The organism is Actinophytocola algeriensis, from assembly GCF_014203735.1.
In the GTDB taxonomy this organism is placed as follows: Bacteria; Actinomycetota; Actinomycetes; order Mycobacteriales; family Pseudonocardiaceae; genus Actinophytocola; species Actinophytocola algeriensis.
Genome location: NZ_JACHJQ010000003.1, coordinates 281801 through 295299, shown reverse-complemented (window position 1 = coordinate 295299; position 13499 = coordinate 281801). Strand labels below are relative to the sequence as shown.

General features: G+C 70.2%; 16 protein-coding genes. 10 read left to right on the top strand and 6 right to left on the bottom strand.

Annotation, left to right across the window (positions count from 1 at the left end; translation table 11 throughout):
• Window positions 1-4: 4 nt before the first annotated feature.
• Window positions 5-379: a PE domain-containing protein gene (locus FHR82_RS13685; protein WP_184810765.1), complete on the bottom strand. Its 375-nt coding sequence runs from the start codon at window positions 377-379 to the stop codon at window positions 5-7.
• A gap of 110 nt (window positions 380-489) precedes the next feature.
• Between FHR82_RS13685 and FHR82_RS13680 the strand changes: the two genes are divergently transcribed.
• The 6 genes from FHR82_RS13680 to FHR82_RS13660 are packed head-to-tail and all read left to right on the top strand — an operon-like array spanning window position 490 to window position 4928.
• Window positions 490-1299 (top strand): LURP-one-related family protein, encoded by an 810-nt coding sequence (locus FHR82_RS13680; protein WP_184810764.1) that lies wholly within the window; start codon window positions 490-492, stop codon window positions 1297-1299.
• On the top strand, window positions 1296-2582 hold the full coding sequence (locus FHR82_RS13675) for a hypothetical protein (RefSeq protein ID WP_184810763.1): 1287 nt from the start codon (window positions 1296-1298) through the stop codon (window positions 2580-2582). Before FHR82_RS13680 ends, FHR82_RS13675 begins: the two co-directional genes overlap by 4 nt.
• A gap of 35 nt (window positions 2583-2617) precedes the next feature.
• Window positions 2618-3190 (top strand): orotate phosphoribosyltransferase, encoded by a 573-nt coding sequence (gene pyrE, locus FHR82_RS13670; protein WP_184810762.1) that lies wholly within the window; start codon window positions 2618-2620, stop codon window positions 3188-3190.
• Window positions 3191-3232: 42 nt separating this feature from the next.
• Window positions 3233-3922, top strand: coding sequence for a LemA family protein (locus FHR82_RS13665; protein ID WP_184810761.1), 690 nt, complete (start codon window positions 3233-3235; stop codon window positions 3920-3922).
• Between the two features lie 20 nt (window positions 3923-3942).
• Window positions 3943-4332: a DUF2784 domain-containing protein gene (locus FHR82_RS46025; RefSeq protein WP_225944017.1), complete on the top strand. Its 390-nt coding sequence runs from the start codon at window positions 3943-3945 to the stop codon at window positions 4330-4332.
• Complete coding sequence (locus FHR82_RS13660; RefSeq protein WP_311771057.1) at window positions 4278-4928, top strand: TrmH family RNA methyltransferase; 651 nt, start codon at window positions 4278-4280, stop codon at window positions 4926-4928. Before FHR82_RS46025 ends, FHR82_RS13660 begins: the two co-directional genes overlap by 55 nt.
• Before the next feature lie 184 nt (window positions 4929-5112).
• On the opposite strand, the gene FHR82_RS13655 is transcribed toward FHR82_RS13660, so the two are convergent.
• Window positions 5113-5811, bottom strand: a complete 699-nt coding sequence (locus tag FHR82_RS13655) for an AfsR/SARP family transcriptional regulator (RefSeq protein WP_184810759.1) — start codon at window positions 5809-5811, stop codon at window positions 5113-5115.
• Window positions 5812-5910: 99 nt separating this feature from the next.
• Here FHR82_RS13655 and FHR82_RS13650 point away from each other — a divergent pair, with 99 nt between their 5' ends.
• On the top strand, window positions 5911-6105 hold the full coding sequence (locus FHR82_RS13650) for a DUF397 domain-containing protein (protein WP_184810758.1): 195 nt from the start codon (window positions 5911-5913) through the stop codon (window positions 6103-6105).
• A gap of 9 nt (window positions 6106-6114) precedes the next feature.
• On the opposite strand, the gene FHR82_RS13645 is transcribed toward FHR82_RS13650, so the two are convergent.
• Together FHR82_RS13645 and FHR82_RS13640 are read right to left on the bottom strand one after the other, a co-directional pair.
• Window positions 6115-6999, bottom strand: coding sequence for a helix-turn-helix domain-containing protein (locus FHR82_RS13645; protein WP_225944016.1), 885 nt, complete (start codon window positions 6997-6999; stop codon window positions 6115-6117).
• Between the two features lie 89 nt (window positions 7000-7088).
• Window positions 7089-9230 (bottom strand): molybdopterin-dependent oxidoreductase, encoded by a 2142-nt coding sequence (locus FHR82_RS13640; RefSeq protein ID WP_184810757.1) that lies wholly within the window; start codon window positions 9228-9230, stop codon window positions 7089-7091.
• A 168-nt stretch (window positions 9231-9398) separates the two neighbouring features.
• On the opposite strand from FHR82_RS13640, the gene FHR82_RS13635 reads away from it, so the two are divergent.
• From FHR82_RS13635 to FHR82_RS13625, 3 genes are all read left to right on the top strand, one after another.
• A complete protein-coding gene (locus FHR82_RS13635; RefSeq protein ID WP_221463850.1) occupies window positions 9399-10445 on the top strand; it encodes a glycoside hydrolase family 76 protein in 1047 nt (348 codons plus the stop codon).
• 9 nt (window positions 10446-10454) lie between these two features.
• Entirely contained in the window at window positions 10455-11198 is a 744-nt protein-coding gene (locus FHR82_RS13630) for an SDR family oxidoreductase (RefSeq protein ID WP_184810755.1), read from the top strand.
• A 106-nt stretch (window positions 11199-11304) separates the two neighbouring features.
• Window positions 11305-11715 (top strand): VOC family protein, encoded by a 411-nt coding sequence (locus FHR82_RS13625; RefSeq protein ID WP_184810754.1) that lies wholly within the window; start codon window positions 11305-11307, stop codon window positions 11713-11715.
• A gap of 27 nt (window positions 11716-11742) precedes the next feature.
• Here the strand turns inward: FHR82_RS13625 and FHR82_RS13620 are convergent, their stop codons facing one another.
• Window positions 11743-12408, bottom strand: coding sequence for a DedA family protein (locus FHR82_RS13620; RefSeq protein ID WP_225944930.1), 666 nt, complete (start codon window positions 12406-12408; stop codon window positions 11743-11745).
• Window positions 12409-12474: 66 nt separating this feature from the next.
• The gene (locus FHR82_RS13615; RefSeq protein ID WP_184810753.1) at window positions 12475-13440 is read right to left on the bottom strand and encodes an alpha/beta hydrolase; all 966 of its coding nucleotides are present in this window, start codon (window positions 13438-13440) and stop codon (window positions 12475-12477) included.
• Window positions 13441-13499: the final 59 nt, after the last annotated feature.

Below are 13499 nucleotides of genomic sequence, written 5' to 3'. Positions count from 1 at the left end.
ACTCTCAAACCTTCCGGTCATTCTTGTCGAACTCGGTCGCGTTGGTGTCTTCGACCCCCAGGTAGTCGTTCAACGCAGCCTGGAACAGGTGTGCTTGCTCATCGCAGTATCGGGCGTTGTGCGTGAGGTACGCGAGGTACGAAGCACCAGAACCGTTCGCGGCGGATGCATGGGCTTCGCTCGCGAAGTCGTGGCCAGGAGGTTTGATGAGCGCCATGCGTTCCGCTTGGCTGATCGAGTCGGCGTAGCTGTCGGCCAGGTCCTGCCACTTGCGGATCAGCGACCGCAGCTCGTCCGGGTCGAAGCTGAAGCTTCCCCGCGCCTGTGCCGCGTTCGCGATCTCGCGCAGGCCTTCGCCCTTGTGCAGTTCCCCCGCCACCCGACCTCCCCTGGCTGCGCTCCGTAACGAGCGTACCGCCGTGAGCCACCCTGGACCGGAGTATTCGGACAACGGCTGCGGGGCGCGGCTCGCGGTGACAAGCTGCCCCCATGACGCAGCCGCCCGGTTGGTACCCGGAGCAGCCTGGCTCCACCGTTCTTCGCTGGTGGGACGGCGCTCAGTGGACGCAGCACACACAGCAGAAGGCCCCCCGGAGCGACGCCTCCCCCTGGGAGGTGCAGGTCGGGCGCGGCCCCGATCCGGACAAGATCCGGGAGCAGACCCGCGCCGCCGGTGTGGGCCAGGCCGGGTACGGCGGCGGCACCCTCTTCACCGAACCCGTGCTCGTGGTCAACCAGAAGGTCAAGCTCATCGAGATGGCCAACGAGTACGCCGTCTTCGACCAGCACGGCAAGCAGATCGGGTCGGTGGCCCAGGTCGGGCAGAACGCGTTCAAGAAAGCGGTCCGGTTCTTCACCAGCTACGACCAGTTCCTCACGCACCGCCTGGAAGTGCGGGACATCGACCACCAGCCGGTGCTGATGCTGACGCGGCCTGCCAAGGTGTTCAAGTCCCGGATCATCGTGCAGCGGCCGGACGGCAACGAGATCGGGCAGATCGTGCAGGACAACGTGTTCGGCAAGATCCGGTTCTCATTCCTCGTCAACGAGCAGCAGGTGGGCGGGATCCAGGCCGAGAACTGGCGGGCGTGGAACTTCTCCGTCACCGATCACACCGGCGGTGAGGTCGCCCGCATCACGAAGACGTTCGAAGGCTTCGCCAAGACCATGTTCACCACCGCCGACAACTACGTCGTGCAGATCCACCGGCCGCTGCGGGAACCGCTCGCCAGCATGGTCGTGGCCTCCGCGCTGACCGTGGACACCGCGCTCAAGCAGGACGAGCGCGGGTTCGGATGATCTGGTGGATCGTCGGGGGCGTGGCCGCGGCACTGCTCGTGGTCATGTGGTTCCGCACCACCGGCAAGGAGGACCGGCGGACCGTCAGCTGGTGGGCCGGGCGCAACGGGTACCGCTACACCGCGGGCACCCCTGAACTGCTGGCGCACCTGCCCGGCGCACCGTTCGACCGCGGCTCCAGCCAGGAGCTGCACGACGTCCTCTCCGGCCCGATCGCGGGCAGGCCGGGGCTGATCGTCCAGTTCAGCTGGTTCCGCGTCGGGGGCGGACCGGACGGGCTGCGCAGCGGCATCTGCTCCGCCGCCGTCCTGGAACTACCCGCGCCGGTGCCGGAACTGGTGGTGCGCAAGGAATCCGGGCTCGGCCGCGACCTGCTGCTGGAGAGCGAGGAGTTCAACGCCGCCTTCCGCGTCGATGGCGCGCACGACCGGTTCAGCTACGACGTCCTCAACCCGCGCGTGATGGAGTGGCTCCTCGCCAACCAGGGCTTCTCGCTACGGCTCGGCGGCAACACCCTCGCCGTGTGGCGGGACGGGCCGCTGGACGGCGCCATGCGACTGGGCGAGCTGCGGGACTTCGCGGCCACGCTCTTCGGCATGATCCCCGGCTTCGTCCACACCGCCGGGTACCCCGCCACACCGTCGCCGAGGATCAGCGAGATCGACGACCTCGGGCCGACCCCGGTCGGCACGCTGCACCTGATGCAGCACCTCACGCACCGCGGTCACGAGGTCGAACGCTACGAGCACCCGCGCAAGCTGTGGGGCATCACCGAGACCGCGGTCTCCGTGAAGATCTCGGTGCCCACGATCTGGCCGGTTCTGATGATCGCGGCCAGGCGGATCGCGAGCGAGCGGGGCAGGCAGCCGAGGTTCGACGACGGTGTGACCTCCGGCGACCCACGGTTCGACGCGGTCTACCTGTGCGGCACCCCGCGCCCGGACTTCGCGCTCAAGGTGCTGACCCGCGACTTCACCGACCTCCTGCTGGACCGTCCGGCGACGCGGTCGGCGTGCGTGATCTTCCAGTCCGAGCCGCTGACGCCCGAGGACGACGGCGTGCCGGAGACCATCAAGCGTGGCGGGATCTGGGTCTCGGCCGTCGGTGAGCTCCGCGACCAGGCGCTGGCGGACTCGATCACCGAGCTGGCGTGCGACCTGATCGAGGCCCTGCCGGACGACGTGCTGACCTACCACGTCGGCGCGCCGGTGGACGTACCGCCGGACGGCCGGTGGGGCAACGAGCTGCCCGGCTACCTCGTGCAGCCGAGCCACCGGGTGTGACTTCTGGCGCGCCGCCGCCGCCATCGCCCCACGTCATGAGACAGTGTGGACCCGTGCGAACCGTTGACCTCTCAGCAAAGGGCGAGCTCGCCCGCCTCGTCACCGAGCTCTCCGTGGTACACGGGCGCGTGACGCTCGCCTCCGGCAAGGAGGCCGACTACTACGTCGACCTCCGCCGCGCGACGCTGCACCACGCGGCGGCCCCGCTCATCGGGCGTCTGCTGCGCCAGCTCACCGCCGACTGGGACTACGTCGCCGCGGGCGGTCTCACCCTCGGCGCCGACCCGGTCGCAGGCGCGATGATGCACGCCGCGGCGGCCGCCGGTGAGGTGCTGGACGTGTTCGTGGTCCGCAAGGAGAGCAAGGCGCACGGCATGCAGCGGCGCATCGAGGGCATCGAGGTCGCCGGGCAGCCGGTGCTGGCCGTCGAGGACACCTCGACCACCGGCGGCAGCGTGCTGACCGCGGTCGACGCGCTGGCGGAAGCCGGGGCGCGGGTCGTCGGCGTCGCCACCGTCGTCGACCGCGACACCGGGGCCCGTGAGGCCATCGAGGCACGGGGTCTCCCGTACCGCTACCTGCTGAACCTCGAGGACCTGGGTTTGTGAGACACACCGCGAGGCGGCCCTTCGCGGTATAGCCTCACCCGCGTGACCGCAGTCTTCATCATCCTGCTGGTAGTGGTGGCGATCATCGTGATCACCGTCGTCGCCTTCATCTCGATGTACAACAAGTTCGCGCGGCAGCGGAACACCATCGAGGAGTCCTGGCGCCAGATCGACGTGGAGCTGCAGCGCAGACACGACCTGATCGGCAACCTCGTCGAGGTCACCAAGGCGTCCGCCCAGTTCGAGCAGCAGACGCTGACCCAGGTCGTGCAGGCCCGCACGCAGGCGGTCGCCGCGCACGGTGCGGGCCCGGCCGCCCAGGGGCAGGCCGAGCAGGCGCTGAACGGCGCGCTGTCGAACTTCTTCGCGGTGGCGGAGCAGTACCCGAACCTGAAGTCGAACCAGAACTTCCTCGAGCTGCAGCAGCAGATGGTCGAGACCGAGGACCGGGTCGCCGCCGGCCGCCGGTTCTACAACGGCAACGTGCGTGCCTTCAACACGCGGTTCGACACGTTCCCGTCGAGTATGGTCGCGAACTTCGGCAAGTTCCAGAAGAAGGAGTACTACGAGGTCGACGACCCGAACGTGCGGGCGGCGCCGTCGCTCAGGGGCGCGTTCGACTCGTTGACGGGTCCGGCAGCGCCGACCCCGCCGCTCGGGCAGCCCGCGCTGGGCGCGCACCAGCCGCCACCAGCAGCGCAGCCACCGGAAGGCCGGCCACCGGAGGCTTGATTTTTCGGTAGCGTGGCGGTATGGCCGAATTACTCGCCGATGTCACGATGGTGGTGCATTTCCTCGCGCTGCTGTACATCGGCTTGGGCGGGTTCCTGGCCTGGCGCTGGCGAAGATCGATCTACGTGCACGTCTTCTTCGCGGCATGGGGTGTCATCGTCAACGTGCTGCCGCTTCCGTGCCCGCTGACCGCCCTGGAAGACTGGTTCCGCGGCATGCAGGGCCTCGGCCCGCTGCCGGGTGGTTTCAACGAGTACTACATCTACGACTCGATCATCCCCCGTCCGCTCCTGCCGGTCGTCGCGGTGGGCGCGGTCGTGCTGCTGGTCGTGTCGTACGTGGGAGTGTGGAAGCGGTGGCGGACGAGTCCGGTCCAACAGAGTGGGAGTTCGGCGAGCCCGTCGGCGTAGGACCGTGGCCGGGTGACTGGCCCGCCGACGACCGTTACGACCCGGCGCTGCTGACCGACGGCGACCGCCGCAACGTGGTCGACCACTACCGCTACTGGCGCCGCGACGCCGTGGTCGCCGACCTCGACACCCGCCGCCACGACTTCCACGTCGCCATCGAGAACTTCCGGCACGACCACAACATCGGCACGGTCGTCCGCACCGCCAACGCGTTCGCGGCCAGCGCGGTCCACATCGTCGGCCGCCGCCGCTGGAACCGGCGCGGTGCCATGGTCACCGACCGGTACCAGCACGTGCACCACCACCCGGACATGGCTTCCCTGCTGGACTTCGCGACCGAGGACGGCCTCGCGGTGGTGGCGGTCGACAACACCCCGGGCGCGGCCCGGCTGGAGACGGTGACGCTGCCGAGGCGGTGCGTCCTCGTGTTCGGGCAGGAAGGCCCTGGCCTGTCCGACGACGCACGCAAGCAGGCCACCCAGGTCGTGTCGATCGCGCAGTTCGGCTCGACCCGCTCCATCAACGCGGGCGTGGCGGCAGGCATCGTCATGCACGCGTGGATCCGCGACCACGCGGACCTGGACCGGGCCTGGTAGCCGGCCACCCCCTCGGCGCGGCCGGCCACCAGGGGACTGTTCCGCCTCCCCGGCCTTGACAGTGTCGGTCCCGACCCAGCGACGCCTGCGGACCGCAGGCGGTTGGTGGCTGAGTGCCGTCACGTTCCCCTGGGGTACCTGCTGATCAGCCACAGACTTCGCACAAAGATCCAGGGGACACGCATTAGTGGCTCTCCACCCTGGGGTCCGGCAGCAGCTTCCGCATCGACATGCCCAGCTCGATCAGGTGCTCGCGATGGCGGTCGTACAGCGCGGCGGCCTCGGCCAGCCTGCCCGTGCGGTGCAGCGTGGCCACGGCGAGCCCGACCACCTCGGTGTCCGCCAGCCGCTCGTGCGACAGCCGCACGAGGTCCGGGACGTGCTCCTCGGCGCGGCCGAGGCGGGACTCGGTGCGGATCAACGCGATCTCCGCGTTCCGGCGTTCCTCGAGGAGGGCGTGGCGGCAGCGGGCGATGCGCCGCCCGGACAACCCGGCCAGCGGTACCCCGGCGCACAGGTCGAGTACCTCGCGCAGCCGGGCGGCCGCGGTCCGGTCGTCGAGCCGGTCGGCCTCGGTGACGGCCGAGGTCAGGCGGTGCGCGTCGACCTGTTCCGGTGCGATGGTGAGGCGGCAGACCTGGTCGCGGTTGACCATCGTCTGCCGGAAACGCAGGGCCGCGAGCCGGCGGCGCAGACCGGTCAGGTGCTCCTCGATCTCGTCCGGTGCGTCCTCCGGCGCTTCGTCCCACATCCAGTCGGTCAGCTCGAGGCGGGAGACCGCCTTCCCCTTGGCCAGCAGCAACGGCACGAGCATCCGCCGTTCCAGCTCCGGGCCCAGGTCGACGGGCGTCCCCGCCGCGGTGGCCCCCACGATGCCGTGCAAGTGAAACATGACAGTTTCGGGCGAAAAAATGTCGGATACTTTCGTCATCTTCTGCCTTCGGGTTTCCATGGACCCATGCACCCAGTCATGAGCGGCCCCATGGAGAAATGGATCCGGGCGCACGTCACCTTCGTGAAGAGCACCTTCAGCGAGGGCGGCAACTGCGTGGAGGTGGCCAACGCCGGAGTAGTTGGAGTACGGGACTCCAAGGACCCCGACGGACCGCTGCTGTTCTTCACGCGCGGTGGCTGGGACGCCTTCGCCGGCGCGATGGGGCCGGGAATGGCGCCATAGCGCACCGTCCTACGTGGCGGAACGGGTGCGGAGGTCGGCCGCGACGAAGCGCAGGAACTCCCGCGCTTCGTCACCGCACAGCGCCGACCGCCGGAGCAGAGACCAGCGGGAACGGTAGAGATCCACGTGTTCCGCACTGTCGACCGCCATGTCCGCGTGGATCGTCTCGACCGTGACCGTCGCGTCCGCGCCGTCCTCGCCTTCGTAGATCACGAAGTTGTGCGTCGTGAGCGTGGTGGCCTCGACGTCAAGCGGGACCAGGCCCACGGTGACGTTGTCGAGCGTGCTGACCGAGTCGATCCGGTCGAGCTGTGCCAGTTGCAGGGCGACGGGTCCGGGTCGCCATCTCAGCGCGGTCTCGGTGATCAGGAAGTCGAACTGCCGGTGCTCTTCGTACAGCGCGAGCTGGCGGTGCAGCCTGCCCGCGACCTCGGCGGCGGGGTCCGAGCCGCCGTACTGCTGGTGGAACATGGCGATGACGCGGCGGGCGTACTCCGCGGTCTGCAGCAGCCCTGGCACCAGCGCGGGCTGGAACGTGTAGGTCCTGGCCGCGGTCGTCTCCAGGTCCTGCACGGTGTTCTGTAAGTTGCCGCGCCGTCGCAGAGCTTCCTGCCACGGGTGTATCTCGTCGTAGGCCGTCCCGGTCAAGGCGGTCAGCCGCTCCTGCGTCTCGACGGACACGCCCAGCTCCTTTCCCCATGCGGTGACTTCCGGGAGGGACGGGACGACCGCGCCCGACTCGATCCGCGACACCTTGGACTGGCTGATGCCGACGCGCTGTGCCAGCTCGCGGCCGGACACCCCGGCCAGGTCGCGCAGGCGCCGCAGTTCCGCCGCCAGCTGATGCCGTCCCGACCCGTCCGGGGTGTCCATGCTCGTGAACCCTCCCGTCATCCGTGCAGCGGGATGATCCAAGGTGATGCGTGATGATGCGAATTAGACCAGGCGTGCACGTGCATCGTCAACGGCTGATTCAGATTGATTCACCGGGCGGGTTCGACCTCGACGGGGATGCCGTTCAGCGCGGCGGTGCCGGACAGTGCGTCCAGGAGCTGGTCGTCGGCCAGGACGTTCGTGTTCACGCCCGCGTGCGCCGTCGCGACCGCGGTGCGGGTGCCGTCCACGTCGTGGCCCCAGCCGTGCGGGATGCTCACGACGCCCGCCCGGATCGCGTCCGTGACCTCCACCGGGATCTCGATCTTCCCGGCGCGGGACCGGACCACGGCCGTGCCACCGTCGACGAGGCCCAGCCTGGCCGCGTCCGCGGGGTTGAGCTGCGCGGTGCAGCGGTTCTTCCCGCGCACCAACGGTTCCAGGTTGTGCATCCACGAGTTGTTGGACGACAGCTGCCTGCGCCCGATCAGCAGCAGCTGGCCGTTCACCGGTGTCTCCAGCACCGCCGCCAGCCGAGGCACGTCGGTCGTGATCGCGGCCGGCGCCAGCTCGATCCGGCCGGACGGCGTGCGGAGCACGTCCGGGATCCGCGGCTTGAGCGGGCCGAGGTCCACACCGTGCGGCGCGGCCTCGAGGTCGGCGAGCGTCAGCTCGTAGGGGCCGCCGCGCAGCATGATGTCGATCAGCCGCTCCGGACCGCGCCGCTCGCCGATCGCGACGTCGAAGCGCTTGGCCATCTCGCCCGCGACGAAGTCGTCCAGCGCGTCCAGGTCCGCGGCCGCGCCCATGCCCGTGACGATGCCGGTGAGGCGCAGCAGCGTCTCCCACTCCTGCGGCACGTCGGCCGGCAGCGTGGCCGGGGTCCAGTTCGCGACGTTGCGGACCGCCAGCTGGTACAGCGCCAGGTCGTAGTGCGGGCGTTCGAGCGGTGTCGGCCCCGGCAGGACCACGTCCGCGTGCTTGCTCGTCTCGTTCAGGTACACGTCGACCGACACCATGAAGTCCAGGTGCCCCAACGCTTCCGTGAGCCTGCCCGCGTTGGGGGTGGACAGGCACGGGTTGCCGCACACCGTGATCAGTGCCCGCACCTGGCCATCGCCGGGCGTCAGGATCTCGTCGGCCAGCGTCGCCACCGGCAGCTCGCCGACCACCTCGGGCAGGCCGCGCACCCGGCTGTGCCACCGGCCGGTCTGGAAGCCGCGCCGCTTGGACGGCCGCGCGTTGGCCTGGCCCGCGGCCGCGAGCGGGAACATCGCGCCGCCCTCGCGGTCCAGGTTGCCGGTCAGCACGTTCAGCACGTCGATCAGCCAGCTCGCGAGCGTGCCGAACGCCTGCGTCGTGGTGCCGATCCGGCCGTACACGACGGCCCGTCCGGCCGCCGCCAGCTCGTGCGCCATGCGGCGGATGTCGTCGGCGGCGAGGTCCGTGTGCGCGGCGACGGTCTCGGGCGTGAACGGCGCGGCCAGTGCCCGCACCTCGTCGAGACCGTTGACCGGCAGGTCCCGCGTGTTCACCAGCGACATCGTGAACAGCTCGTTGACCAGCGCGAACAGCAGCAGCGCGTCGGTGCCGGGGCGGATCGCGTGGTGCTCGTCGGCCAGCTCGGCGGTCCTGGACCGCTTCGGGTCGACCACCACGAGCTTGCCGCCGCGCTCGCGCAGCGCACGCAGCTTGCCGCGCACGTCGGGCGCGGTCATCAGGCTGCCGTTGGAGACGAGCGGGTTCGCGCCCAGCATCAGCAGGTGGTCCGTGCGGTCCAGGTCCGGCACCGGGATCGTGAACCCGCCGCCGAACATGTGGCCGACCGAGAAGTGCTTGGGCACCTGGTCGACGGTGCCCGCGGTGTAGAAGTTCTTCGTGCCGAGCGCCTTGTAGAACGCCGGGCCGTACAGCGAGGTCGGCGTGTTGTGCACCGACGGGTTGCCCGCGTACACCGCGACCGCGTCCCGCCCGTGCTCCGCCATGATCGACGGCAGCCTGCGCTCGATCTCCGCGAACGCCTCGTCCCAGGTGGTCTCGACCAGCTCGCCGTCGCGCCGCACCAGCGGCCTGCGCAACCGGTCCGGGTCGTGGTGCAGCGCACCGAGCGACGCGCCCTTGGGGCAGATGAACCCGTGGGAGAACACGTCGGCGTCGTCGCCGCGCACACCCGTGACACGGCTGTCCTCGATCGTCACCGCCAGCCCGCAGGTCGCTTCGCACAGAGGACACGTCACCGGCGTGGTGGTCATGGCCCACTGTGACACAGGACGGTGACATCACCCTCCTGGCGGAAACATCGGAACCGATTCAGCACTCACGATGTAGAGGTGACGCAACGGGCCGGCTATGCGGACGGCACAACCGAAGGCTCGCCATCTCTCTGGGGGGCGCGGTCGGCCGTCGCGGAACGTGCCGTTCTGGCCCGGCACCTGCGGCGGGTGTGGGCGCTGCCCGGCACCCGGCTGGGTGTCGCGGGCTGGCCGCAGTCGATCGGCAACCGCCTGCACGGCCACTGGAACTACTGGTGGCAGGCGCACCTGCTGGACTGCCTCGTCGACGCGCAGGAACGGCAGCCGAACGCCGCCCGCGCCGCCACCATCCGCAGGCTCGTCCGCGGCGTGCGCCTGCGCAACCTCGGCACCTGGACCAACGACTACTACGACGACATCGCATGGCTCGGCCTCGCGCTCATGCGTGCGCGCGACTGCGAGGACGTGCCGATCACCAAGGCCATGACCGCCATCGCCGCGCAGCTGCGGGCCGGGTGGACCGACCACGGTGGCGGCGGCATCTGGTGGCGGCGCAAGGACATGTTCAAGAACGTCCCCGCGAACGGCCCCGCCGCGATCCTGTTCACCCGCTGGGCGACCCGCGGCGGCCAGCGCGCGGACCGCCAGCGCGCGCGGTCCATGACGGAGTGGATGTCGCAGGTGCTGGTCGACCCGGCCACCGGCCTGCTGTGGGACGGCGTGTACGTGGAGCCGGACGGGTCGATCAAGGACATCGTCCGGGTCATCTACACCTACTGCCAGGGCGTGTACATCGGCGCGTGCGTCGAGCTGGCCGACGGCGACACGTCGGGCGTGTGGGTGGAGCGGGCCGAGCAGACGATCCGCGCGGTGGCCACGCACCTCAACGACGACAACGTGCTGCGCGGGCGTGGTGGCGGGGACGGCGGCCTGTTCGCGGGCATCCTCGCCAGGTACCTCGCACAGGCGGTGCTGCGGCTGCCCCCGTCCCCGGCCACGGCGACCGCGCGTGACCTGGTCCTCGGCTCGGCGCTGGCGGCGTGGCGGAACCGGGCACTGGCACGGTCGGGACCGCTGTTCGGTCCGGAGTGGGCGCAGCCGGCGCAGGTGCCGAGGGCGGCCGGGCACCGGCGGGTGGAACGGGACCTGTCCGTACAGCTGTCGGGGTGGATGGTGCTGGAAGCCGCGGCACTGCTGGAGCGGTCCGCCGGATAGGTTTCCCGCGTGTCTGTAGTGATCGTGACCGGCGGGAGCCGGGGCATCGGAGCGGCAGTGGCCCGGCAGCTCGCCCAGCGCGGGTACGCCGTGGCGATCGGCTACGCGGGCGACCACGACGCGGCGCGCGGCGTGGTCGCATCCTGCGAGGCAGTGGGCGCGCAAGCGCTTGCGGTCGCGGGCGACGTCGCCGACGAGGCCGACGTGCGGCGGCTGTTCGACTCGGCGGCGACGCTGGGTCCACTGGCCGGCGTGGTGTGCAACGCGGGCATCACGGGTAACACCCCTGGGCGACTGGACGAGCAGGACGCGGCCACGGTGCGGCGCGTGCTGGACGTGAACGTGATGGGGGTGTTCCTGTGCAACCGGGAGGCGGTGCGACGGCTGTCGACCCGCCACGGCGGGAGCGGCGGCGCGATCGTGAACGTGTCGTCGACGGCCGCGGGCCGGGGGTCCCCCGGCGAGTGGGTCCACTACGCGGCGAGCAAGGCGGCGGTGGAGTCCATGACCTACGGTCTCGCGCAGGAGGTGGCGGCCGAAGGCGTGCGGGTGAACGCGGTGGCGCCTGGCCTGGTCCACACAGACCTGCACGCGGCGGCCGGTCTCCCGAACCGGCCCGCCGAGCGGGCGCCCATGATTCCGATGAAACGCGCGGGGGAACCGTCGGAAATCGCGGAAGGCGTCGTGTGGCTGCTGTCCGACGCCGCGTCGTTCGTGACGGGTGCCACTCTGCCGATCAGCGGCGGCTACTGACCGGATATCGGCCTGCAGAAGATCCGATAACGGCGCGGGTTTTGCCGGACCCCTGCGGCAGTATGGCGGAGTCGGCCCGCCTCCGCTTGGGTCGGGAAGGACTCTGATGCCCACGTTGACCGGTGTTCACCACGTCGCCCTGACCGTCACCGACGTGGATCGCAGTGTCCCGTGGTACGAGCGGGTGCTGGGGTTCGAGTCAATCGGCTGCGATGACGACCACCCGACCGGGATGCGCAAGGCTTTCCTGCGCGGCCCGGGGTTCGGCATCACGCTCACGCTCGTACAGCACCCGGTGTCCGAGTACTCCCTGTTCGACGAGCGCAGGCCAGGCCTCGACCACCTGACCTTCTCCGTGCCGAACCGCACCTGCCTCCGCGAGTGGACCGACCGCCTCACAGAGCACGGCGTGACGTTCTCCCCGATAACGGAGGAGCACACGGCCCCGGGCACGGAAGTCATCTCCCTGCGCGACCCGGACGGCATCCAGCTGGTCCTGTGGGCCCGCGAAGACTGAGCTGTCCGCCCTCGTAGGTGAGCGGCGTCAGTCCGACACCGAGCCTGCCGTCACGGTGGCTTCCACCGGCGGCTTGTGCATCTCCTGCCGGTAGCGGATCACGCCGTAGGCGGTCCCGAACACGAAGAACGCGATGCTGCCCCACAGCGCGACCGCCTTCAGCCACGGCATGTGCTCCAGCAGCCCGGCACCGTAGTACCCGAGCAGCACCAGCGTCGGCACCCACGCCAGCCCGCCGATCGTCGTGGCCAGCACGAACCTGCGCTTGTCCATCTTGGCCGCGCCCGCGATCAGCGGCGCGAGCGTGCGGATCCACGGGATCCACCGCGCCAGCACGATCGCCCAGAAGCCGCGCCGGTCGAGGAACTCCCTTGCCTTGTCGAGGTTCTCGAGGTTCAGCACGCGCCCACCGCGTCGCGCGATGATCGTGTGCCCCGCCTTGTGGCCGATGTAGTAGCCGACCATGTTGCCGATCACCGCGGTCAGCATCGCGGCCGCCGACAGGGCCCACGCGTGGAACTCGCCGTCGTGTTCCGCCAGCACGACACCCGCCGCGAACAGCAGCGAGTCGCCGGGCAGGAACAGACCGACGATGAACGCGCACTCGGTGAACACGAACCCGAGCACGATGATCCACACCATGACGGGTCCGGCGGATTCGAGAACACCGGTTGCCACACTCACGACACGCAGCCTACGTGTCCGGGTGCGCCGCCATCCCGCGAACGTTCCCGAGTTCGCCGGATCTCCACCGGCCGGTCAACTGGCGGTCGCGATCACGCCCTGGTCAGCGGCCAGTTCGCGGACGAACCCACCGACGTAGGAGATCGCCGTCCTGCCCTCCGGGAGCAGCGGGTAGAACGCCGGGAAGACGTGCACCTGACCCGGCCACACCTGCAGTTCACAGTGGACGCCCGCGGCCCGGATGCTCTCCGCCATCCGTTCCGAGTCACCCAGCAGGCACTCGGTGTCGCCGACCTGGATCAGCACCGGCGGCCAGCGCCGCTTGTTCGCCTTCAGCACGTTCAGCCTGCTGTGCGTGAGCGCGTACTCGCCCGCGTACGTCCGGCCACACTCCATCGCCCGCTGCGGCGGCACGAACGGGTCGCGCCGCACCCGGTCCCGGTCGGCCAGCTCCGCGCAGGTCAGGTCCAGGAACGGCGAGAACATGACCGCCGCGGCAGGCATCGGCAGCCTGCGCCGCGACAGGTCGGCGAGCAGGCCGGCGACGAGGTGACCACCCGCGGAGTCGCCCATGACCGTGATCGACTCGGGGGCGTGGCCGGTGCGCAGCAGCCAGCGGTACCCGGCCAGTGCGTCGTCGGCCGCCGCGGGGAACGGGTGCTCCGGCGCGCGGCGGTAGTCCACCAGGAACGCGGGCCGCCCTGTCGCCGCGGACAGCGCCGCGACCAGGTGTTTGTGGGTGCGCTGCGAGCCGAACACGAAGCCGCCGCCGTGCAGGTAGAGCACCACGCCGTTCGCCTGATCGGTATTGCGGCCAGTGATCCACAGGCCGCGGACGTCACCGTCCGCAACCGGCCTGACCCGGGAGCCGCGGGGCATCGGGGCGAGCCCGACGGTGTCGAACATGTCGCGCACGACCCGCAGGTGCGGCCACGCGGTGATCCGCAGCCGGTCGCCGATCGGTCGAAGCCCGCTCATGAGGAGTTGTGCCAGCGCCCGGCTCTGCACGCTCGGGCTCGTGGGCACCGCCGGCCGCGTCATCGCACCCCCGCCCCTCCGTGAACCGTCGACATTGACGTATCAACCACTGTAAATGATCG